Genomic DNA, 23,768 nt, shown 5'->3' on the forward strand with positions numbered 1-23,768 from the left:
GAGGTAATAATATACACTAGTTTTTTTAATTTCCATAGATAATAATAGCTGTGTATACTAATAAACATTCAAAAACGCTAATAAATATTCAAAAAATAAACACAAATATTCAAAAATAGTGTTGACAGTCTAAATTGATTATTATATAATCTACAATAATAAATAACATATAAAAAACGAAGAAGAGAAGAGTAGATTTAGGATGTAGTTTCAGCGAGCTGGTGATAGTGGGAGATCAGTACGAGGCCTTTATTGAAGAACATCTCGGAGTTGCTAACCGAAATCCCAACAGGAGAGTAGACTTAGCCGGAGCCAAACCGTTATAAATTGGTAGGTATCGAAGAATATTTCTTCTGTACTGATAAAGTGAGTTTTGTACTAATTTGGGTGGTACCGCGGAAGTTAAACCTTTCGTCCCTTTTCTATAGGGATGAGGGGTTTTTTTATTTATATAAACCTTTAAGGGATAATCAACCATGGCCATGGGATATTCTGTATTTAGGTTAAATACTAATTAGGAGGAATTAATATGACATTGTTAAATAACTCATTGATAATACCAAAAGACTATAAGTCAACCCTTGGTATTCGTGAAACAGAAATCGCAATTAAACAACTGAAGGATTTTTTTGAAGCAGCATTAGCATATGAACTTAATTTAACAAGAGTATCTGCACCCTTGTTTGTTCAACCAGAAACAGGAACAAATGACAACTTAAATGGTGTAGAAAGACCAGTGGCCTTTGATGTGAAGGCTGTCGGTGGTAAAGAAGTGGAAATTGTGCATTCTCTAGCAAAATGGAAGCGTATGGCTCTTCATAGATATGGTTTTAATCATGGAGAAGGTATCTATACAGATATGAATGCTATACGAAGGGATGAAGATCTTGACAATATTCACTCTATCTATGTTGACCAATGGGATTGGGAGCATATTATTTCAAAAGAAGAAAGAACCTTTGATACATTAAAGGAAGTTGTAGAGAGAATTTATAGAGTATTTAAGAAAACAGAAGATGAAGTATGCAAACTATATCCAAGCTTTCAAAAATTCTTACCAAATAAGATTTCTTTTGTAACAACACAAGAACTGGAAGATAGATTCCCAGCTCTTTCTCCAAAGGAAAGAGAGGATGCTATTGCAAAAGAAAAAGGTGCAGTTTTTATTATGCAAATTGGTGGTGAATTGGCATCTGGAATAAAGCATGATGGTAGAGCACCAGATTATGATGACTGGACATTGAACGGAGATATAATCTTCTGGTATCCTGTACTAGGCATAGCTTTAGAGTTATCTTCAATGGGTATACGGGTAGATGAAGAAGCATTAGAAAGACAGCTAAAATTGACAGGCTCAGAGGACAAAAAAGAACTTACTTTTCACAGAATGCTACTAAATAAGGAACTACCATACACTGTGGGAGGCGGTATCGGGCAATCAAGAATTTGTATGTTCTTCCTTCAAAAAGCTCATATAGGAGAAGTTCAAGCATCTATATGGCCACAAGATATGATTGATGAATGTGAAGGAGCAGGTATATTATTGCTATAAATACAATAGTCAAATTCGGTGTAAGTTTGTTAAGTAAAATGAATAGTGTGGGCCGAAACTCTCATCGGCCCACTTATTTTAATTAACTTTACTCTTCGATTTCATTTTTAAATTTCAATTATCAATTTGCCATTTCATTTATATCTAATTTCTTTGCTATTTATCATTAGTAATTACTCATTAATTTTACCTATTGTCTTTTACTAAAACCTTTGTTACTTCTGCGATATAGAGTGTATGATAATCACTATGGGGGTACATATTTGCTTTTAATGCTGTATCAATAAAGCATTCAGGTTTATATTCCTGAGCATATAGTTTTGTACATATCATGGCTAAACTAGCATTTGAGAGAATTGGAGTATCCCCAGAATATTCAATCGATAAGTTTAACTTTGCAATTTTATCTTCATTTCTTCCTGAAACAGAACCAAGATATGACAATTCCTTTTCAAATTCTTTCTCAAAAAAGGTAAGAGAGAAGGTATCGGAAGCATCAACAAATTCCTTTGTATAGCGCTGTGGACGTATAACGATAAAAACCACATTTTTATTCCACATTACTCCGAATCCACCCCAGGATGCTGTCATTGTATTTACTTTTCCATTTTTTTCGGCAGTAATTAGGGTCCAATCCTTACCAATAAGCTCAAATGTGTTTTTTTCAATCTGTTCTGGTTTAATCTCATAAAAGTTCATAATGGAATATCCTCCTTATAAGTATTATTACTTTGTATAGTAAAGTTATCTACATTATAATATAAATAGAAGATATAGCAAATATTCACAGGTATTTTACCACTACCACATTGTATTGGATGAAATAGGTTTTAGGTAGTAATTTATTTGTTAGGAGATAGATATAGTGAAATATTATAAAACCTCTGAAATAGCAAAAATGGTAGGTGTACACCCCAATACAGTACGACTTTACGAAGAATGGGGGTTTTTACAGGTAATTCCTAGGAATAGTAGTGGCTATCGAGTATTCACAGAAGAACATCTTGAGCAAATGAAACTTGCCAGAATGGCATTAAGATGCCAGTTTGTGGAAGGGAACATACGTAAGATGGCAGCAGCTATTGTTAGAACAGCGGCTCAGGGCAATCTAAAGGAGGCTTTAGAAAAAGCATTTAATTATCTATTACATATAAAAAACGAAAGAGTTAGAGCAGAAGAGGTACTAGACCTGATAGATAAGTGGATCAATGGAGAAATGGATAAGGATACAGGGATTTATTATAAAAGAATGAATGTTGCTAAATTACTTAATGTATCTATAGATGTTCTTAGGAATTGGGAAAGAAATGGGTTAATTGATACCCCCAGAAATGATAAAAACAATTATAGAATGTATGGCCCCTATGAAATCAATAGAATAAAGGTAATTCGTACATTAAGGAGTGCAAACTATAGTATAATGTCAATTCATCGTATGCTAAGATTTATAGATAAAGGACAAAAAGACAATATAAAAGAGTTAATTAATACACCCCTACCCCATGAAGATATAATAAGCGCTACTGATAGATGGATATCGACATTAATTGAATCAGAAAAGGATGCCAGAGATGTTATAAATCAACTGAAAAAAATGAATAGAATAAATTATAAAGATACTTCAAACAAACCCTAATAAAAGTGTTGCTACTTAATTAGGTTATTTTGAAGGATAATACTAGTAAAAAATGCTTTTGTTCTTAACAGTAATTTAGATTATCAAAACTGTATTATGTGAAAATATAAAAAAAATATATAAAAAAGTATGTAAATATATTGACATTGACGCAACGTAAAGGTGTATATTTAATTTATCAGGAGGTGAGCAAATGGAATATACAGTGCAAAAGTTAGGTCAAATGGCGGGAATCAGTACTAGAACCCTTCGGTACTATGATGAGATAGATATTCTTAAGCCGGCAAGAATAAACTCATCGGGATATCGAATATACGGTGCTAATGAGGTTGCTATGCTGCAACAAATACTTTTTTATAGGGAATTGGGTCTAAGCTTAGACAAAATTAAAAGCATTATAAATGAACCCTCATTTGATGGAGCAGAAGCACTTAGAGACCATCGTGAGAAGCTTCTTGAAAAAAGAAAGCAATTGAATATATTAATCTCAAATGTTAATAAATCAATTGCTGAATCGGAAGGGAGATTTAAAATGACAGATATGGAAAGATTCGAAGGCTTTAAGCAGAAAATGGTAGATGATAATGAAAAGAAATATGGAGCAGAGGTTAGAGAAAAGTATGGGAATGACATTGTTGATAAATCCAATAACAAGCTAAAAAACATGACCCAAGAGGAATATGATGAAGTAACAAAACTTTCAGAGGAAGTAATTGAAACTTTATCAGAAGCCTTTAAAACTAGTGATCCTGCCAGCGAAATAGCACAGAAAGCTGCTGCTTTACACAAGCGATGGCTAACATATTATTGGACTGATTACAGTAAAGAGGCACATGCTGGATTAGCGCAAATGTATGTTGATGACGAGAGATTTAAAGCATACTACGATGAAAAACAGGCAGGGACTGCCGAATTTTTAAGGGATGCCATTTTTATTTTTACAGGCATGAAAAAATAAAGCAAAAAAAAGCATCAGCCCAATTCAAAGGCTGATGCTTTTTAGCTAAAAAAACTATTTGTTCTTCTTTAAAACCCTCACATAATACTCAATCCTATTATCTATCCATTCCTCCATATTATCTATATAAATACTGAGGTGTTGAAGATCTTCATTACTTAAAATATTCATAATCCTGTCCTTGGATTCCTGAAAGGCCTCTTCTTTGTCCTTTTGCAGAAATGAGTTTGACTTTTTACGCTCTTCAACCATCGATTTGTTGATGGTCATAACGCTTAACATGATAGTATTATCCAAACGGGACATTGTAGCATCAGCCTTTTCATGATAGCTTATACAATTACTTTCTTTACATAATGCTGACACAAGCTTAATAATGAAAAAAAGAAGTGCCAAAATCGATCCAATAATTACAATGGTTGAGGTTATATATATGAAACTACTCATCCTTCATTAACTCCTTCCTTATACGATTTACCAAACAAAAAACAATGCCCTTACTTGCAGGTTCATCTAGTGTACTGGTATGGTCGCTATAAAGGAGGCCAGCTGCCGTTAGCTCATCGTGACAGATTTTAGCCCAGTGAGTTGGTTGGTTTTCGACAGGATTTTCTGGGGTAACGGGTTGACTAGGTGTTTCATTGGGGTATTTTTCATTTATGTTCTTATGCATTTCTATAATTTTTTCTCCATAGCCTATACCAGGAACTGCCCACTTCCCATTAAGATCCTCCCAATTGGGAGCACTACCCCTTCGTACCAAGCTAAATCTTGTATCATATAGGATACGACCTTTAGGTAATGGAGTGGTGGTGGCATAAGCGTATAAATGCTGTATGTGAGCTTCAACTCCAGCCTCTGGGGTAGGGAAAGATAATCCTGGATTGTTAGGACCAGTAGCTCCAAGACCACTGAAGTTGTTTTGTTCTGGCTTAACCACTCCTGTAAACCTCAACCAATTGGTTTCATGTATTGCTTGAATAAATGCCAAGTCTGCTTTTACTCCATAGATTTTAGAAATATTATAATATAAATCTACTATTCCTGTATCGAAGGATTTATTAACTGCCCTTAATCCAGATTTCAGCTGATCTGGAGTAAGCACTGGGTCCCCAAGTATACTTGTTTTGCCAATGCTGTTAGATGTAATATAGTTGCTTATTCCTGTAGCAACTGCAGTGGTAAGCTTTTTCTGCCAAGCAGGGTCTGTTAGAAGCTTAAAATCTGCAGCATTGTCCATGAATCCGAATTCAACTATTATAGTCTCTACATCTGGGTATGTTAGTCTAATAATGTAATAGTAGTCTTCACCTGCATTTGACGGCAGTGTACTCTCCCTGCTGAAGGCTCTTCTAACCTTAAAGCTTGTTTTTTTCACCTCTTCAATTATTAATTTTGCTAGTGTACCGTTGGTGTGTATACTGTGTATTACTTCAAAGCCTCTTGCAGTTCCATCAAATGCGTTATTATGACAAGAAATACAGATTGATGAACCAGAGCTTTTAATCAAATCGGTCAATTCCTTAGCTGAATAGTAGTTGTCATTGATCAAAGATCTATCAACATCTATATTGAGTTTTTCCAGCTCTGTAGCAAGAAGATTTGCAAATATAAGATTCAAATCCTTTTCCTTCATACCAAATCCACTGGCTCCAGGATCTTTTCCACCATGACCAGAATCAATTATTATCCTCATTATATTACCTCCATTTCATTAGTGTTGGTTGAATGGAATGGATCTAACATTTCTTGATTAAGGTAGTAGGATATTTTATTTTCAAGCCACTTATCAAGATTTTGATATTTCTTTCCAAGCTCATGGGCTACTGCTTCGCTAATAATAGTTTTTGATTTTTCTTTCATCATATTAAATCCTGCTACTATTTCAGCTTCAGTAGGTCCATTGATCCTTTTATAAATATCCTCTAAGCCTGTTTGATAAACCGAAGCAACGGTGGTATGAATGGCTAATTCTGCAACTTCCTTATATTTAATGAATTCTTCGTTTTCTAACCAACTGATAATTTCCGATGTATAATTCTTTATAAGCGATATCAAATATGCTGAAATAGTGGGAACTACGGGAATAAGTAAACCCCGAATGACTAAGCTTAGTAAATTGTTAAGAATTTCAGTATTATACATTAAAATCACTCCAATCATTTGATCTCTATTAAAGTATATGTTTATGAAGGGGAAGGAGTGAAGCATAATTGATAACATAGATATGTACAAGCAAAGCTAAGTTAGTTTCATTTCAATCCAACCTGTTATTGGTTGCATTTTTTCAATTAATATCTCTAAAGGACTCCTAGATAAAATTTCATAGTTATCAACTAATGAAACCATAATTATTAAAATAACAATAGATATATAGATATATATAATTTGATTGTTATTCTTTTCAATTTTTTTGAAATCTATCAACAACGTACTGGCTATAAGAATTAATAAAATTAAATTCATTATATTCTCCCCCTATTCTTATTTAGGGCGGAGTGAATAACTGAACTCTTTACCTCTACATCGATTTTGGCATTTGAAAAGATATCATTCCATTCCTCCTGCATCTCTTTAAATTCCTTTGGATATTTTCTTGAAAAGTCTTTACTTAAATTAAAATAGTCTATCTTAAAATCCTGCTGGGCTGAATCAATTGCGGTTTTTAGCTTATCCTCTATAACCTGATTAAGCTGATTTTGAACAGGTACAATGTCTAGCTCCGAGAAGCCTTGTAGTATTGGTATTCTTTCAGCTATATTACCCTTAATATTTAGTACAATCCTAAAGGAAATTTCTCCATCCCTATATTCTGGAATTATCTTGGTGCTGGATTCAAGTATTTCGATTACAATTTTATCCTTACTCCCTGCATGCTCAAAAACAATAAGACCTATTCTAAAATTATTAGTTATAAAATTATAGGCTTGACCTTCTTCATAATCTAAGTATCCTGCCAATTTGTCATTATCAAATATAACAATTCTACTGAGGTTCATCTGAGACATCTCACTATTTGAAGGGCCAGGTATTTTCTCTACTAATGCAGTTACATAGTTTAGAGTTGGGTTATTGACAGCTTCAACTGTAGCATGTAGGTCGGAAATAAATATTTTTGAATTGGCACCATAGTTTTCAGCAATAAGTTCTAATCCCATAGCAGGAACTAAACCAATGAAATTTGGGGTGTCAAAAATTTCTTCTGGCGGTACCTGACTAATAAAAACATACGAACCTAATCTAAGCTCCATATCCTGCAGAAAGACACCCATAATTAAACTCAAGCCTTCCTTTGCAATCTCTTCATGGATTACTATTGCAGTTAAATGTGCAATATAAAGTCTTCGTTTTGCAATCATTGATAGATTTCGCAAAGCATCGAATACTGTAAGGCCTTCTGCCTTAACCAATGTATAGATTTCCGTTGAGTTAGGAGCTTCAGAAACAATCGCATTAGCATTGGCTAATTGCGCCACCACTGTGTATAGTCCTGCTTCTGTTTTAGATATGCCTAAGCCCATAACAAAGCCTAAGTCCTCAATTTCTCTACGGCTCCAGCAGGAGGAGGTAAAGGTAATCACGATTAAGAGACTAAGCAATAGCATTGTTTTTTTCATAGAGATTATCCTTTCACTTTTTTGTAGTGGGTTTAAGGTTGGATGATTTTTTCTTAAGATTATCCTTAATAATATCAGAAGACCTTTTAGTAATTGTCCATTGGGGAAATCTAAAAACCCAATCCCTCATATCTTCAAGATTTAAGGGACTAAAGGGAGCCATCAAAGGCACACTAAAGGATCTTAATGATAAAAGATTTAAAAGAATTAATAAGCCCCCTGTCATAACTCCATAAATACCCAGTATGGCTGCTAGGGCCATATTAAAAAATCTCGTTAATCTTAAAGCCATTGAAAAATTATTGTAGGGCATAGTAAAGGAAAAAATAGCTGTAATAGCAACAACTATCACCACTGCAGGGGACACCAAGCCTGCTTCAACTGCAGCTTGACCGATTATTAAAGCACCCACAATGCTAACAGCTTGACCAACGTGGGTGGGTAATCTAGTGCCTGCTTGTCTAAGGGCTTCAAAGGCCAATTCCATCATTAAGGCTTCTACAAAGGCAGGGTAAGGAACACCAGCCCTGGTGCCTGCCAGAGTTAGAGCGAGGCTTGTAGGTATCATTTCTTGATGGAAGGTGGTAAGGGATATATAAATGGAAGGTAAGAACATGACAATAAAGGCTCCGATATAACCAATAACTCTATTGAAGGTTGCAAAATAAAAATTAATATAGTACTCCTCAGGTGTAGAAAAAAAATCACTCACAACGGAAGGAACAACCAAGGCTATAGGACAAACATCACAAATAATAGCTACTCTGCCTTCCAATAGCATCGCTTCTACCCTGTCAGGTCTTTCGGTACTGTAGATAGTGGGAAATATATTTAAAGGAGAATCATTTATATATTCCTTTAAGCTGGCAGAGCCATAGATAGTATCAATCTTAATTGTATTTAACCTACTAAAGAGCTCATCTACAATTTTGGCATCAGCTATATTATTTATATAAAGTACCTTTACCGTAGATCTGTTTACTTCTCCGATTTGTAGCTCTTTAATTACAAAGTCTTTAGATTTTATTCTTTTTCTTAGAATATAAATATTCGACTCAATGTCTTCAACAAAGGCCTCTTGAGGACCGTTAATTATTTTTTCTGTCTTTGGTTCTGTACTTTTTTTGTCAGCTTCCCTTGCAATGTCAATTATGATTGCTGAGGAATATCCATCAATAAAAAGAATACCTTTACCCACAAGAACTTCATCAATAATCATGCTAATGTCTTCCATTACTTTTATACTACTGTTTATTAAGATTTCTTTAACTATAGCATAGGGGCTAGCTGAAAAACGAACCCTCTCATCTAAACATCTTTCTACGATTCCCTGCATGAGGGGAGCTATTACTGTAGACTCCAGTTTATTTGTATCAGTTATGCTTTCAAGGTAAATTACAACGCTTTTAGTGGTGGGAATGGTGGATATATCAATATACCTAAATCTTAGATCGTAGCTTTTAGCCAGTAAAGAATTAATGATATGTATATTAGTGGTAAGGTCAGATGTAATAGAGTTTATATTAATTTCCACAATTGACTCAATATCCTCTTTAATATCTATCTGATCCTTATTAATAAGCTTAACTGGTTTTTTAAGTTTTTTTATATTTGACTTTCTCATTTGCAAATCCTCCCTAAAACATATTTTGTACATTTTTTTGATAAATTATCAAACACTATAATATGATGAAGGGAGTGCTTGTTTTGGTAAAAAAATCTAAAAACAACTGGGAAGTGATATCCTTTTATCAGTTATTTTTCGTAACAATAGCACAGCTTGGAGGAGCGATAATACTTTATTTACCAGGTGTTATTGAGGCTGGAAGAGACGTATGGATATCAAATCTAATTGCTTCAATCATGGCATTTGTTGTTATATTTAGTCACTATCTCCCTCAGTCATTGTGTGATGGAGAATCTTTTACTGAAATAGTTAATAGATATTGGGGGAGGGTAATTGGTGGTTTTGTAAATTTTTACTATTTAGCATTCTTTTTTCTTTTAAGCGCTCTAATTGCGTCTGATATTTATTACTTTGGAAAAATAACAATGCCAGAAACCCCAGGCTACGTTTTTACTATTTTTTTAATAGTACCAGCTATATATGCAGTTAAATTAGGTTTGGAAACAATAGCAAGATTAATAGAATTTTTATTACCTATACTTATATTAGTTTACTTCTTTTTGTTTATACTGGTTTTACCTAAATTAGAATTATTGAAGCTAACACCCATTATGGCAGAAGGTATAAAGCCAGTTTTAGAAGGGGCTATTCCAAATATGAATTTTCCTTTTGCTCAGATATTGCCAGTGATCTTTTTCTATAAGAATTCAAAAGTTACTTCAGATAATAAGATGAAATATTTAGTGTGTAGCTTTACTGCCATTGTATTGAGTACAATATTACTAACTTTCAGATCCTTTGCCGCAATACTGGCATTTGAAGAGGCTACACTGAAGACTCTTGTTTTTCCACCCTTTAGTACAATTCGTCTAATTGAGGTGGGGGATGTGCTAGTAAGGCTTGATGCAATGTTTTTAGCAGTTTTTTATTGTACAACCTTTATTAAATTTATATTGACCTATTATGTTACATGCGAGATTGTTTCAGATTTCTTTAATATAGATGAAGTAAGTACTTTTTCAGTACCAATTGCCATTTTAATTGGGGTTGCAATGCCCTTCTTGATTCCGCGTTTTGATATTATCTTAGGTATTACGGTTCCATATTTTTTGATAAGCTTACCTTTATTTTTCCTAATACCCTTACTACTTTTTATAACTATCAAAATGAAGGACGGTAGAAAAAAATACAAATCTACGCAGTAGTATAAAATAGTTCACATTACAATCAGTAATGCCACCACTTCACTAGCTGGGATAATTGATATAGGGTAAATAAACCTATAGATAAATTATTAACTGAGCATCGAGTATAGTATAATAGAAGAAAGAAGAAAAATAGAAAAAACCATGGTTTAAAGGAGTGGAATAAATGAAAAAAGTAATAGTTTTTACCAGTAAAACATGACCCCATTGCTACACTGCGAAGGAGGCTCTTTCGAATAAAGGTATTATCTTTGTGGAAAAGGATGTCAATGAAGATCCAATTGCAAGATCAGAATTCTCTAAATTAAATATAAAGGGAGTACCAGCATTTTTAATAGATGATCAGGTTATAGTAGGTTTGGATATAGGAAAAATAGAAGCGTTATTAGATTACACAGTAATTAGCTGTAAAAAATGTAGCTCTAGAATGCGGGTACCAAAAAACAAAGGAAAGCTACGTATTACTTGTAAAAATTGTGAGTACCAATTTATAATGGCTACATAAAAAACTTAATAAATACAAAGAAAAGCTATGGGGTGTGTATTCCATAGCTTTTACAATAAAATATAAAAAGCTAATGAGGGAACACAGTATTTCATATAATAATGTAATAATAATCTATTTACATTAAATTGGATATTATTTAGAAAATAAAAATGGAAAAAGTATAGCTCTAGAGCTATGCTTTTATTTATGACAGAATCAACAATTTAAGATTTGCAACATTTTCAAAAACATAATGGAACAAAATATAAATACTTGCGTCTTATAACTAGAAATGAGAAAGGAGGATGACGGATAAAGGTAGATAATATTTATAAGATTTATCTAAAAAAGCTTATATTATACTTTATATAATTACTTATAATTAGGAGGAATGATTTTTATGATTAGGTCAAAATATTCAAAGGCGTTAGTAGCAGGTATCTGCTTCAGTGTAATATCTTCCAGTGTTGTGTTTGCAAATCCCTACGATGTAGAATCTGGTACCATGCGTAAAATAGAAATAGCAATAGAAGATAGATATGACTTATATGAAAGACATCAGGAAATTGATAATTATCTTTTTAAGGAGAATGTCGATAAAATTGTTGAATGGGGCTTTGTTGTAACCCACACCGGGCCAATGGATGAGTACATTGAAATAGGAATTACCCCCTACAATGAAGAGAATGCTGACTATTTGTATGCTGTATTTGGTAGAGATGATGTAAAGGTTGTTGAAGGTCATCAGGCAGTTACTTTGCCAATTGACATTACAAATAGAATTATCGATAGGGAAATGTATAGTGGACATGAGCTAGCTGAAAGGCATTGGAAAATTGATAACTTTGTCTTTGAAAAGTATGCAGAAAAAATTCAAGCTTACGGTTTTAGTGTAACCAGTACAGGTCCTATGGATGATTATATTGAAATAGGAATTATCCCCTATAATGAAGATAATGCAAATTACCTTTATGATATTATAGGTAGAGATGAGGTTAAGATTGTTGAAGGGATACAGGCAGTTACTTTGCCAGTAGAAATTAACGACAACATTAAAATAAATGATTTAGATCAACCAGTATCAAGTACAGATCAGGATAGAATTATTAGAGACACTAATACAATAGGGAATAAAGATTTTAAGCAAGAACCTGGTATATTAATATATATTGATGGTGAACAGCCAGAGTTGGATGCTATGCCTATTATTGAAAATAACCGTACATTGATCCCAGTTAGAGGTGTAATGGAGAAAATGGGCGCTAATGTTGAATGGGATGGAGAAGAAAATGCTGTCAAGGTTATTATGGATGATGTAAGTATTTTACTGCATATTGGACAGGATACTGCAGTAATAACACGAGATATTGATAAAGAGCAAGTTTTAGAAACCATTAATCTAGACGTGCCAGCTAAAATTATAGAAGGCCGCACCTTCATTCCTGGTAGGTTTGTCGCTGAAGCATTAGGAGCCATAGTAGGCTGGAATGACGAAAATCGCTCAGTTATTATTCAAACACAAAATAAAGGAGATATAATTAGCGTTGAAAGACCTATAGACTTTGAGAAAGCAATGGACTACATGATCGTTGAAAATGATGAATTAATGGATTGGTATTTAGAAAACATTAATGAAGAGGGTGTTCATTCTTTAACTGATGGAAAGTGGAAACATGTTCTAATATCTGCTGGAGAAAAACCAAGTGGAGGATATGAATTAAATGTAGAGAGTGTAACGGAGGTAACACCAGGTACAGCATATATTTATGCCACATTAGTATCACCAGAAGAAGGTGTTCCTGTTACAGATGCTATAACGTATCCACATGCTTTAATTAGATTTGAAGGTAATAGTATTGAAAAGCTTCAGTGGGATATAACAGACATTAATCAAGGTAATGGTGGAATTTCAATTGAAGATGAAGTTGGTGAATCTTTATTGGAGATGGAAAAAGGTATATCAATAGAATCAATTAAGGATATGAAGCTATACAGTTTAATGCAGGAAGAAATTAAGGAGTTTTCACAGGATGAAATAGTAGAAATAATAAATCATTTAAATACAGGTGCCACATATAATGGAGCATATATTACCATGCTTGCTGGTAATTCTATAAAAATAACATTGGAGGATGAAGGAGAGCTTCAATTAACCAGCTTTGGAAGTAAAGATTACGTGATTGTATCTGGTGCGTTGAATGGTGAATTTGTATCTTATTGTATTATTAGCCCAGAGGTGGGAAGTATTCTATTGGATTTAACAGAAGAATAAAATATATTCATATTAGGAAGCAATTCATTTAAAAAAGTTCGGGTACCAAGGTTGTCTATTGGTATCCGACTTTTTTATTGTATAGGAGCGTTCTTTTATAAGAAGAGTTATTCACAACAATTTACAAAATAATAATAAAAATGTGTTATAATTAAAAAAATAATTTACCACAGAGGTGTTACTTATGATTTCCAGCAGACAAAAGAAAATAATGGAGCAGTTGGTACATAATCAGGATTATATGACTGTTGAGGAACTATCCAAGAAGTTCAATGTATCTCAAAGAACCATCAGGCATGACATCTTAATGCTGGAATCCAGTCTAAAGGATAAAGATATTTTTATTACACGAAATAGAAAATTCGGCTTAAAGTTAGACATAGATAGTGAAAAATGGCAACAAGTACAGAGCTTTATTGATGAAAAAATCGAATATCTATCTCCAGAAAGTCGTTCTAAGGAGATTGCAAAGGAACTGCTGGAAAAATCTGAAGTAGCCTTTGATGACTTAATAGAAACCTTTAAAATAAGTGATAAAACTTTGATAAGTGACCTAGCTGATTTAAAAGCCTGGTTTAACATGCAGAATTTAAAACTGATACGAGAAAAAGGCAAAGTAAAGATAAGTGGTAGGGAACTGTATAGAAGAAAAGCCTATTTATATTTAATAAAAGAAGAAGCCTCTGGAGAAAAAATATTAGACTATCTATTATACAATGATTCGAAAATAATGAATGTACTTCAATGGAAGAGATGGTTTCAACCAAAGGACATGCATTATTTGTTTGAAGTGGTATCAGAGCTGGAGGAGACCCTATCTATTGTTTTTTCCGATAATGGGTATGTAGCACTGATCTTACATATTTACCTGTCACTTGAAAGATTGAAAAAAGAGCATTTTGTAGCTATGGATGAAAAATTGCTTACGGAACTACGGCAAACTGAAGAATTTGAAACAGCAGAAAAAATAGTTAAGCTTCGGATAGAACCTTATTTTGGGATTAAGCTGCCTTTAACAGAGATAGGATATATTACACAGCATATTCTAACAGCTCAAAAGGAATATAAAAAGGATCAAGAGGATAAAGAGTGTTTAGAATTGGCAAAAAAAATCGTTATAGAAGCTGAAAGAAGCTTCAAAAAGCCACTTTTAACCAGCCGTCGTATTATTGAAAGCTTGGCAATGCATTTAAAGCCAGCCATATATAGATCAAAGTATAATATAAAAATTTGCAATCCGTTATTTTCAGAACTGCAACAAGAGTACAAAGAATTATTAGAAACAATTTTACAAATCACTAACGAAGTACTTGCTCCAAAGGGAGTCCAATTTGATCAACAGGAAGCAAGCTATATTGCTATGCATATTGGGGCAGGCATAGAACAAAGGCCTGTTTCACCTATCAAGCGTATTGCGATTGTTTGCAGTTCAGGATTAGGAACCGTAAATATTCTACAAAGAAGGTTATTGGATATTTACCCTCAAGTTAACATTGTGAAAAAATGCTCCTATAAGGATTTAAAGGATCTAACACTTAAAGAAGTGGATCTGGTCATTTCAACCATTGATATTTATTATAATCTTTCTATGCCCTGGATCAAGGTTTCACCCCTGTTAACCAGAGAAAATGAACGAAAAATAACAGAATTACTTGGAATACCTGATCAAAGAGAAGCGAAGGAGCTACAGTATATTAATACAGTCAATGAGGTAATTAAAATTGTTGAAAAAAGTAGTGATATTAAAAATAGAAGTAAGTTATACAAAGAGTTAATACAATTGTTTAAAGGAAATAATTCATTTCTTCCTATAAGTTATTCGGAAGGGACTATTGCACAGCTGTTACCGGAGGAATCAATTGTTCTAATGGCTGATCCTCCCTCAACAGTGGAGGAAATGATTGGATTAGGAACAGCACCCTTAAAAAAGAGGGGGCTTATTGGTATAGAGTATGAAGAAAAGCTTATTGAGATGATTAAGAATCCCAGTCATCATTTTGTGATTACAGAAGGAATTATTTTTCCTCATGCATCTAACAAACTAGGTGTGTGGGGCACCGGATTTAGTCTGGTAACATTTAACAAACCAGTTGTATTAAAGGAAGTGAGAACATCAATTGAGATGATGATTACTATGGCAGCAGTAGATAATAAGAAACATGTCGATGTTCTGGCTATGCTTATTGATGCTTTGAATAATGAATCTTTTTTAAACTTGTTAAAAAACACCTATAATTCTTTAGATATTTATGACTGGTTTCAAAAAAGAGAGGGAAACTTACTATGAAAAAAATACTTGTAGTTTGCACAAGTGGCTTGGGTACAAGTTTAGCCATGAGACTTTTTATTGAAAAATTTGCAAGGGAAAATAACCTGAATATTTGGGTAGAGCACTCAGACATTGGCTCTGCCAGTTATATAAAGGCAGATTTAATCATTGGTGCAAAACAAGTTATTGATTGTTTACCGGAGCAAAATCAGACAGAAACAATTGCGTTGAAGGATATTGTGAATCGTCATTACATAAGTGAGAGGCTGTTTAATAGCAATATTATTCAAAAATGGTTAAATGAAAAAGAGGGGACGCAATGAACTTTTTAGATGGAATTAGCAGAGGTGTGTTGGGAGAGCCAGCTTTTCTTCTGGGGCTAATTGCCTGTATTGGGCTTATTATTCAGAAAAAAGGAATTGAAAAAATCATCCAGGGAACCATTAAGACAATGCTGGGATACATTTTAATACAAATAGGTGCTTCTGCAGCAGGAGTTGCTCTTGGGAACTTATCTTTGCTGATACAAAGAGGTTTTCAAGTCATTGGAATTATTCCCCACAATGAAGTCATTTCTGCATTGGCACAAATTAATTATGGTAATTATATAGCCTGGATTATGTTTTTTGGAATGATGATACATCTCTTGATAGCTAGGTTCAGCCCATTAAAGTACATTTTCCTAACAGGGCATCATATATTATTTATGGCATCAATGCTGGCTGCAGTATTGGCAGTTTCATCCCTTGACAAATGGCAGGGAATAATGCTGGGAGCAAGCCTATTGGCTGTGGCAATGTCTATAGGGCCTGCCATCATACAACCCTTTGTAAGAAAAGTTACACAAAATGATTGTGTTGCAGTCGGACACTTTAATAGTGTTGGATTTGTGATTGCAGGTGTAATTGCATCCTGCTTTAAAGCCTTGCCTCAACAGCAAGAAGAGATACATCCTCCTGCAATAAAGAAACTAAAAGTGTTTTTCCAAGATCATATTTTATCTACTACCATATTTATGTTTATTCTATTTCTGACAGCTAGCATTTTTGTAAGTAGACAGCAAATGGCAGAATTGTTTTTGGAACGTCCAACAATCGTAATATCTGCTATGCAGTCTATCTGGTTTTCAGCAGGGGTTTATGTAATATTGATGGGGGTACGTATGTTATTATCAGAAATTGTACCAGCCTTTCAGGGTATAAGTGAAAAAATTGTACCCAAAGGGATTCCCGCCTTAGACTGCCCAATTCTATTCCCTTATGCCCCTCTTGCATCAATATTTGGATTTTTGTTCAGCTTACTGGGGGGATTAGTTGCAATGAGTTTATTTATTCTACGATCAAATCAATATACAATTATTATTCCTGGCATTGTGACTCATTTCTTTTCTGGAGGAGCAGCAGGTGTTATAGCCTATACAATTGGTAGAAAAAGAGGCTTAATTATAGCATCCTTTATCCATGGATTTGTTATTACTTTTCTACCCTACTATTTAATTCCTATCTTATCAGGTTTAGGATATGTTAGAGCAACATTTGGTGATTCTGACTTTGCAATTGTAGGGTTTATTGTTAAATGGATACTGGAATTAATACTAGGTAAATAAAAAGAGCATTATGGCACCCCATGAATTTGGAGATTTACACATTCATGGGGTGCTCTTTTTCTGCCATTTTAAGTGGCAAAGAGAGGGTATGGTACTATTCCAAATGATTCAAGTAAAATAGAATAAATAGCTGAATATTTTAAAGCTTCTGATTCAGCAGTGCTTGAAAACCTATTCAAGCAAATAAAGGTTTTAAAAAGGAGGAAAAGAGATGTCAAAAAAAATGAGTATCATGATTTCTGTTATTTTATTGATTACAATGCTATTGGTGGCATGTAGTCCTGATAAAACTCCAGCAGATGCGGGAGCACCAGCATCAAAAGATTTAAAATTAACAATTTATGCAGGCTTAATGGAAGATCATGCCATGATGGCAGTCAAGGAATTTGAAAAAGCAACAGGTGTTAAAACAAACTTTGTACGTATGAGTAGTGGTGAAACACTAGCAAGAATACGTGCAGAAAAAGATAACATGTCAGCAAGTATATGGTATGGCGGTCCTGTGGATGCCTACATAGCTGCAATAGAAGAAGGCCTATTGGTACCATATAAATCTCCTAATGCAGAAAAATTTCCTGATAAATACAAAGACTCAGAAGGATACTGGACAGGAATTTACTCAGGATATCTTGGCTTTGTTTTAGATAAGGAATGGTTTGAAGAGAAAAAATATGATATACCAACATCCTGGGAAGATCTACTGAAGCCTGAATTTAAAGGACAAATTGTAACCGCCCATCCAGGTTCATCTGGTACAGCCTATACAATGCTGGCAACAACGATCCAGCTGAAGGGTGAAGATGAAGGCTTTGATTACTTACAAAAGCTAAATGGACAGATTCGTCAATATACGAAATCCGGTACAGCCCCTGGAAGAATGGTTGGATTAAAGGAAATACCAATTGGAATAACCTTTCTTCATGATGCCATTAAATATCGTAAGGAAGGATTTAAAGATATCGTAATTTCTGCTCCAATAGAAGGAACAGGCTACGAAATCGGAGGTGTAGCTATATTAGCAAATGGCCCCGACCAAGAGGCAGCAAAATTATTTGTTGACTGGGCATTAACAAAGGAAGCTCAAGAATTGGGAAGCGTTGTTGATTCCTTCCAATTCTTAACAAACCCTGATGCTGTACCACCTCAAGAAGCGATGGAGTTAAAGGATACAAAATTAATTGACTACGATTTTGATTGGGCAGGTAAGAATAGAGCAGACTTGATTGAAAAATTCAATAACGTAACTAAAACATCACCACCAACAGAATAGTATAAGATTATTTAATTCACATGAAAGAATCCCTGTATTTTCTGCAAGGATTCTTTCATTATAGAGCTAGCTGAAAGAAGGGGATGGCAATGATAGAGAAAGTGTCATATAAAAAAATAAAGCTAAAGACAGAAGTTGATAATATAAAGAAAAATATGCGGGATCCTGTTTTAATGATAACAATTATAGGGGTTCTGATTGTTGTATTTTTATTTATTCTGTACCCTTTAATTAAAATATTCATGGAAAGTCTTTATTATAAGAATGAATTATCCTTATATCATTATACTAAAATCTTTCAAATGTCTTCCACAAAGGAAATCCTATGGAATACGATTTACCTTGGAATAATTGTTAGTGTAATTTCAACAGTAATTGGCTTTTTATTTGCCTATGCTTCTGCATATTTAAAGATACGTAATAAAAGAATTTTCAATGCAATAGCCATTTTACCTATGGTTTCACCTCCCTTTGTTATTGCTTTATCAACAATCCTGCTGTTTGGACGTAATGGATTTATAACAAGGGGAATTCTGGGGATGCGAGAAGCCAATGTTTATGGACTTAATGGACTGGTTCTGGTTCAAACCTTGACATTCTTTCCTGTGGCTTATCTATTGCTGGTTGGCTTACTAAAGAGCATTGACCCATCTGTAGAAGAAGCAGCAAGGGATCTAGGCGCATCCCGAGGAGAAGTTTTTAAGTCAATAACCCTGCCTTTAATGGTGCCTGGTTTAGCTAATGCTTTTCTATTGGTATTTATTCAGTCAATAGCAGATTTTAGTAATCCCATGGTTATAGGAGGTAATTATACAACCCTTGCTGTCCAGATTTATCTACAAGGGATCGGTAATTATGATATGGGTGGTGGTACAGCACTGGCAATTGTACTACTTATTATTTCTACTACAGTGTTTATGGTTCAAAAATACTATATAGGTAAAAAATCCTATATCACAGTTACTGGCAAGGCTTCCCGTGCTAGAGAGTTAATTGATACTCCTAAAATTACTAGACCGATTTATTGGATTGTTCTGTCTATGAGTGTTTTTGTTGGATTAATGTACATTTTGGTACCTATAGGAGCCTTCATTAGATTGTGGGGCGCAGATTACTCCTTTTCATTAAACCACTTCAAATATGTTTTTAATTTGGGGATGAAGCCTATTAAGGATACTACTTTACTAGCCCTAGCAGCCACTCCTTTAAGTGGTATATTAGCCATGATAATAGCCTTTTTAATTGTTAGGAAAAAGTTTATTGGAAAAAGCTTTTTAGAAGTAACTACGATGTTGGCCCTTGCAATTCCAGGAACAGTTATTGGATTGGGTTATGTTTTATCCTATAATACTAAACCTTTAGTATTAACAGGGACCGCTACTATATTGATCATTGCTTTTATCATGAGAAGTATGCCTATTGGAATCAGATCTGGTATTGCTGCACTACAGCAGATTGATCCTTCAATTGAAGAGGCTGCCAATGTTTTGGGAGCTTCCAGCAGTAAGGTATTTACCTCTGTCACAATACCTATGATACGACCAGCTTTTTTCAGTGGCCTGGTGTATACCTTTGTAAGAAGCATGACTCTGGTCAGTACAGTAATTTTCCTGGTTTCGGCAAGATACAATTTGTTAACCGCAGCCATCATGAATCAAATTGATGTAGGAAAAATAGGGGTAGCTTCAGCTTACTCCACAATATTAATCATCATAGTAGCCGTTGTTGTATGGACAATGCAGTTTATTCTGTCTAAACTTGGTATAGATACCAGTGATATGGAAGGGTAGGGATGAAAAAATGAAGTCAATTAAAAAAGTATATCTAGAGAATTTAAATAAGACATTTGTAACAACAGCTAATGATCAGGTGGTTGCTGTCAACAACATTAATTTAAAAATTGAACCAGGGGAATTTGTAACCATGCTGGGACCTTCTGGATGTGGCAAAACAACCACCTTAAGGATGATTGCAGGCTTTGAAATGCCAACCCATGGAAATGTGTTTATTGGTGAAGAAAATGTCGCCACTAAAACACCTGATAAAAGGGATACAGCTATGGTTTTTCAAAATTATGCCTTATTTCCACATATGAATGTGTTTGATAATATATCCTATGGATTAAAAATTCAAAAACGTCCAAAGGCTGAGATTAAAGAGCGTGTAGAAAGAATACTTAAAATGATGAAGATGGAGGACTTTTCTCAGCGGGTTCCAGCACAAATGTCTGGTGGACAGCAGCAAAGAGTTTCATTGGCTAGAGCCTTGGTTATGGAGCCCGGGGTACTGCTTTTCGATGAGCCACTGTCAAACCTGGATGCTAAACTGAGAATACACATGAGGGATGAAATCCGTAAAATACAGCAAAAGGTGGGAATTACGTCTATCTATGTAACCCATGATCAAGAGGAAGCCATGGCCCTTTCAGACAGGGTGGTTATCATGAATGCAGGAATTATTGAACAGGAAGGGACACCACAGGAAATCTACCAGCGGCCTGTAAATGAATTTGTGGCTAATTTTATTGGCCGGGCTAATATTTTGGATGGAGAAATAGTAGGTATAGATGAAGGTGAAGTGATTGTTAACATACATGGTGTAGGTTTCACAGTAAAAGTGTATAAGAAATTTGATGTGGGGCAAAGAGTTAGAGTTGTTATCAGGCCTGAAGGTGTTCTAGTTGGCAAGAAAGATTTTACTGTTAAAGTGGATAAAAGTGTGTTCATGGGTCAAAACCATGAATATGGGGTTGATTTTTTTGGATCCAATTTAGAAATAAGCGAAAATAATCCAACAGGAAAAACTATATATAAGATTGGCCAGCAGATGGGAATCGGATTTGACCAGCAGGCTCTGCATATTTTATAATATGTTAAATTCACTCCATAGCAAGTTTTTCTTTGATAATAATTGATAAGCATATGGTGCTAATAGTAAGGAGGGTTTTAATGCTTAGTACATACGAACTAATAATCAGATTAGTACTTTCTGCAGTTATTGGTGGACTTATTGGAATGGAGCGTGAAGCAAATAATAGGCCAGCTGGGCTTAGAACCCATATTCTTGTTACATTAGGCTCTTCATTAATTATGCTTTTATCAACCCAGGGATTTGATAATTTAAGCAGTAGCGGAGATCCAGCACGGTTGGCTGCTCAAGTTGTGAGTGGCATCGGTTTTTTAGGTGCCGGAACCATTTTAAGGACTGGTAATAGTATAAGCGGACTAACAACAGCAGCCAGTATATGGGTGTGTGGAGGAATTGGCCTAGCCATTGGAGGAGGATATTATGTTGGAGGACTGATGACTGCAGCCATTGTTCTTTTTTCCTTAATGAGCCTTGGGGTAGTAGAAAAAAGAGTATTTGCAAAAAAATACAAGATATTAATAGTACAATGCAAGGAGCGAACGGGGCTGATTGGGGACATTGGTCAGATCTTTGGAAGATATAATATTACCATAAAAGATATTCATATTATTAATATAGAAGAAGACTATGACTATAGGAAGGATGAGTTTTTAGAGACATTGGATTCAGTAGGCTCAGAAAGTTCATTAGAAATCCATTTTGCGCTAAAGCTTCTCAGGAATTTAAATAAAAGAGCATTAGTTGAAGAAATAAATAATATCAGTGGTGTTGAAGATGTGTTATGGAGTGATGATGATAGAGTAGGTAATATCTAAGTACTAGTTTTGTAAACTTCTCCTTTGAATTATTATAAAATCAGGTTAAAATAGAAGAATGGGGGGAGAGCTTATGGGTAGACAACTAATAATAATTTGTTTAATTTCTTCAATTTTATTAGTTGCTTTAATGGGGTGTGCATCAGAAGAAGAAGCCAAACAGCTTCACATTTATGCTGGACTATATGAAGATCATGCTATTAAAGCAATTGAAGCCTTTGAAAAGGAAACGGGAATTAAGGTAAAATATACTCGATTATCTGCAGGAGAAATATTACAGCGTCTCCAGGATGAGAAGGATCATCCACGTGCCAGCATTTGGTTTGGTGGCCCAGTGGACACATTCATTCAAGCAAAGCAAGAAGGCTTATTAACCCCATATATATCTCCCAATAGGCAATATATTGATGCTATTTTTAAAGATGATGAAGGATATTGGACAGGAATATATGCAGGTCCCATTGCTATTGTCAGCAACCGATTGTGGCTTCAGCAAAATGGTCTTACAGTTCCTAAGTCATGGGAAGAATTACTTCAATCGAAATACAGATGGATGATTGCGATGCCAAACCCCAACACATCGGGGACTGGCTATACAATTCTAGCCACCATCATACAGCTTTATGGTGAAGATGAAGGCTTTGAATATCTACAACAGCTGCATCAGCAAATAGGCTGGTATACGACTTCAGGCAGTACCTCTGGTAGATTAGTTGGAACAGGCGATATGGGTGTTGCCATTCTGTTTGCACAGGATGCGGTTAAATTTTTTAAGGAGGGTTATAATCAAATAGTTATTTCTTTTCCCATGGAAGGAACCGGCTATGAAATTGGTGCTGTGGCAATTATTAAAGATGGACCAGAGATTGAAGCGGCACAAAAATTTGTTGACTGGGTCCTTACAAAACAGGCACAGGAGCTGGGAAAACAAGTGGGAAATTATCATTTATTGACCAATCGGGAAGCAATTTCTCCTATGGAGGCGTTTCCACTTTCTGAATTGAATATTGTAGATTACGACCATGAATGGGCCGGAATAAATAGACAGAGGATACTAGAACACTGGAAAAGGCAAGTGGAAATAAAATAAGTGGAGTTAACTCCATTTTTTTTTGCTCAAAAAGGAAGAATTACATTGACAAAATATTTAAAAGGGAGTATTCTATATATGAACATATGAGTACACATTCACATATAAATATTTATGAAGGAGGATAATGTTAAGATGAATGAAAAAATAGATACCTGTAGCTGCAATATAATTCATGAGGATATTGTTGATAAAGTAAGAGAAAATATGCCTCAGGAGGAAAATTTATATGACCTAGCTGAGCTATTTAAAGTATTTGGAGATACCACAAGGATTAGAATATTATACGCACTTTTTGTATCCGAAATGTGTGTATGTGACATAGCTGCATTACTTAGTATGACACAGTCGGCAATTTCTCACCAACTAAGGGTTTTGAAACAAGCTAGGTTAGTGAAATACAGAAAAGAAGGTAAAATAGTGTACTATTCATTAGATGATGAGCATATTAAAAACATATTTGATGAAGGTTTAGTGCATATTCAAGAAAAATAGT

Annotated in this window: 21 protein-coding genes, 1 pseudogene and 1 other annotated feature; of the genes and pseudogenes, 15 read left to right on the forward strand and 7 right to left on the reverse strand. The window is 34.5% G+C overall.

Annotation, left to right across the window (positions count from 1 at the left end; translation table 11 throughout):
• Positions 1-170 precede the first annotated feature (170 nt).
• Positions 171-422, forward strand: a binding site (T-box leader).
• 107 nt (positions 423-529) lie between these two features.
• The gene (gene asnA, locus BLP68_RS17350; protein WP_091546324.1) at positions 530-1,552 is read left to right on the forward strand and encodes an aspartate--ammonia ligase; all 1,023 of its coding nucleotides are present in this window, start codon (positions 530-532) and stop codon (positions 1,550-1,552) included.
• Positions 1,553-1,738: 186 nt separating this feature from the next.
• On the opposite strand, the gene BLP68_RS17355 is transcribed toward asnA, so the two are convergent.
• Positions 1,739-2,251: a flavin reductase gene (locus tag BLP68_RS17355; protein ID WP_330389218.1), complete on the reverse strand. Its 513-nt coding sequence runs from the start codon at positions 2,249-2,251 to the stop codon at positions 1,739-1,741.
• 166 nt (positions 2,252-2,417) lie between these two features.
• Between BLP68_RS17355 and BLP68_RS17360 the strand changes: the two genes are divergently transcribed.
• Together BLP68_RS17360 and BLP68_RS17365 are read left to right on the forward strand one after the other, a co-directional pair.
• Positions 2,418-3,188, forward strand: coding sequence for a MerR family transcriptional regulator (locus BLP68_RS17360; protein WP_091546327.1), 771 nt, complete (start codon positions 2,418-2,420; stop codon positions 3,186-3,188).
• A 193-nt stretch (positions 3,189-3,381) separates the two neighbouring features.
• Complete coding sequence (locus BLP68_RS17365; protein WP_091546329.1) at positions 3,382-4,146, forward strand: MerR family transcriptional regulator; 765 nt, start codon at positions 3,382-3,384, stop codon at positions 4,144-4,146.
• Between the two features lie 54 nt (positions 4,147-4,200).
• Here BLP68_RS17365 and BLP68_RS17370 read toward each other — a convergent pair whose 3' ends face one another.
• From BLP68_RS17370 to BLP68_RS17395, 6 genes are all read right to left on the reverse strand, one after another.
• Positions 4,201-4,593, reverse strand: a complete 393-nt coding sequence (locus tag BLP68_RS17370; RefSeq protein ID WP_091546333.1) for a hypothetical protein — start codon at positions 4,591-4,593, stop codon at positions 4,201-4,203.
• Entirely contained in the window at positions 4,586-5,842 is a 1,257-nt protein-coding gene (locus tag BLP68_RS22005; protein ID WP_207647937.1) for an N-acetylmuramoyl-L-alanine amidase, read from the reverse strand. The genes BLP68_RS17370 and BLP68_RS22005 overlap by 8 nt, the downstream gene beginning before the upstream one ends.
• Positions 5,842-6,291 (reverse strand): hypothetical protein, encoded by a 450-nt coding sequence (locus tag BLP68_RS17380; RefSeq protein ID WP_091546336.1) that lies wholly within the window; start codon positions 6,289-6,291, stop codon positions 5,842-5,844. The genes BLP68_RS22005 and BLP68_RS17380 overlap by 1 nt, the downstream gene beginning before the upstream one ends.
• A 96-nt stretch (positions 6,292-6,387) precedes the next feature.
• Positions 6,388-6,612 (reverse strand): hypothetical protein, encoded by a 225-nt coding sequence (locus BLP68_RS17385; protein ID WP_091546339.1) that lies wholly within the window; start codon positions 6,610-6,612, stop codon positions 6,388-6,390.
• On the reverse strand, positions 6,612-7,763 hold the full coding sequence (locus BLP68_RS17390; RefSeq protein WP_091546342.1) for a Ger(x)C family spore germination protein: 1,152 nt from the start codon (positions 7,761-7,763) through the stop codon (positions 6,612-6,614). Before BLP68_RS17390 ends, BLP68_RS17385 begins: the two co-directional genes overlap by 1 nt.
• Positions 7,764-7,776: 13 nt before the next feature.
• Complete coding sequence (locus tag BLP68_RS17395; protein WP_176759088.1) at positions 7,777-9,387, reverse strand: spore germination protein; 1,611 nt, start codon at positions 9,385-9,387, stop codon at positions 7,777-7,779.
• An 83-nt stretch (positions 9,388-9,470) separates the two neighbouring features.
• Between BLP68_RS17395 and BLP68_RS17400 the strand changes: the two genes are divergently transcribed.
• The 12 genes and pseudogenes from BLP68_RS17400 to BLP68_RS17455 all read left to right on the forward strand — a co-directional run bounded on the left by BLP68_RS17400 (position 9,471) and on the right by BLP68_RS17455 (position 23,767).
• Entirely contained in the window at positions 9,471-10,595 is a 1,125-nt protein-coding gene (locus BLP68_RS17400) for a GerAB/ArcD/ProY family transporter (protein ID WP_176759089.1), read from the forward strand.
• A 214-nt stretch (positions 10,596-10,809) separates the two neighbouring features.
• Positions 10,810-11,100: pseudogene (locus tag BLP68_RS17405) on the forward strand (glutaredoxin family protein); the annotation flags it as partial.
• 382 nt (positions 11,101-11,482) lie between these two features.
• Positions 11,483-13,354: a stalk domain-containing protein gene (locus BLP68_RS17410; protein ID WP_176759090.1), complete on the forward strand. Its 1,872-nt coding sequence runs from the start codon at positions 11,483-11,485 to the stop codon at positions 13,352-13,354.
• Between the two features lie 184 nt (positions 13,355-13,538).
• Positions 13,539-15,641, forward strand: a complete 2,103-nt coding sequence (locus BLP68_RS17415; RefSeq protein WP_091546354.1) for a BglG family transcription antiterminator — start codon at positions 13,539-13,541, stop codon at positions 15,639-15,641.
• Positions 15,638-15,946, forward strand: coding sequence for a PTS sugar transporter subunit IIB (locus BLP68_RS17420; RefSeq protein WP_091546359.1), 309 nt, complete (start codon positions 15,638-15,640; stop codon positions 15,944-15,946). The genes BLP68_RS17415 and BLP68_RS17420 overlap by 4 nt, the downstream gene beginning before the upstream one ends.
• Positions 15,943-17,229 (forward strand): PTS ascorbate transporter subunit IIC, encoded by a 1,287-nt coding sequence (locus BLP68_RS17425; protein WP_091546362.1) that lies wholly within the window; start codon positions 15,943-15,945, stop codon positions 17,227-17,229. Before BLP68_RS17420 ends, BLP68_RS17425 begins: the two co-directional genes overlap by 4 nt.
• Before the next feature lie 211 nt (positions 17,230-17,440).
• On the forward strand, positions 17,441-18,499 hold the full coding sequence (locus tag BLP68_RS17430) for an ABC transporter substrate-binding protein (protein ID WP_207647938.1): 1,059 nt from the start codon (positions 17,441-17,443) through the stop codon (positions 18,497-18,499).
• Positions 18,500-18,588: 89 nt separating this feature from the next.
• Positions 18,589-20,289 (forward strand): ABC transporter permease, encoded by a 1,701-nt coding sequence (locus tag BLP68_RS17435; RefSeq protein WP_207647939.1) that lies wholly within the window; start codon positions 18,589-18,591, stop codon positions 20,287-20,289.
• Between the two features lie 10 nt (positions 20,290-20,299).
• The gene (locus BLP68_RS17440; protein ID WP_091546365.1) at positions 20,300-21,367 is read left to right on the forward strand and encodes an ABC transporter ATP-binding protein; all 1,068 of its coding nucleotides are present in this window, start codon (positions 20,300-20,302) and stop codon (positions 21,365-21,367) included.
• Positions 21,368-21,447: 80 nt separating this feature from the next.
• Positions 21,448-22,182, forward strand: a complete 735-nt coding sequence (locus tag BLP68_RS17445) for an MgtC/SapB family protein (RefSeq protein WP_091546368.1) — start codon at positions 21,448-21,450, stop codon at positions 22,180-22,182.
• A 73-nt stretch (positions 22,183-22,255) separates the two neighbouring features.
• On the forward strand, positions 22,256-23,272 hold the full coding sequence (locus tag BLP68_RS17450) for an ABC transporter substrate-binding protein (protein ID WP_176759091.1): 1,017 nt from the start codon (positions 22,256-22,258) through the stop codon (positions 23,270-23,272).
• A gap of 135 nt (positions 23,273-23,407) precedes the next feature.
• A complete protein-coding gene (locus BLP68_RS17455) occupies positions 23,408-23,767 on the forward strand; it encodes an ArsR/SmtB family transcription factor (protein WP_091546370.1) in 360 nt (119 codons plus the stop codon).
• The last annotated feature ends 1 nt before the right edge of the window (position 23,768 follow it).

The organism is Alkaliphilus peptidifermentans DSM 18978, from assembly GCF_900101495.1.
Lineage (GTDB): Bacteria > Bacillota > Clostridia > Peptostreptococcales > Natronincolaceae > Alkaliphilus_C > Alkaliphilus_C peptidifermentans.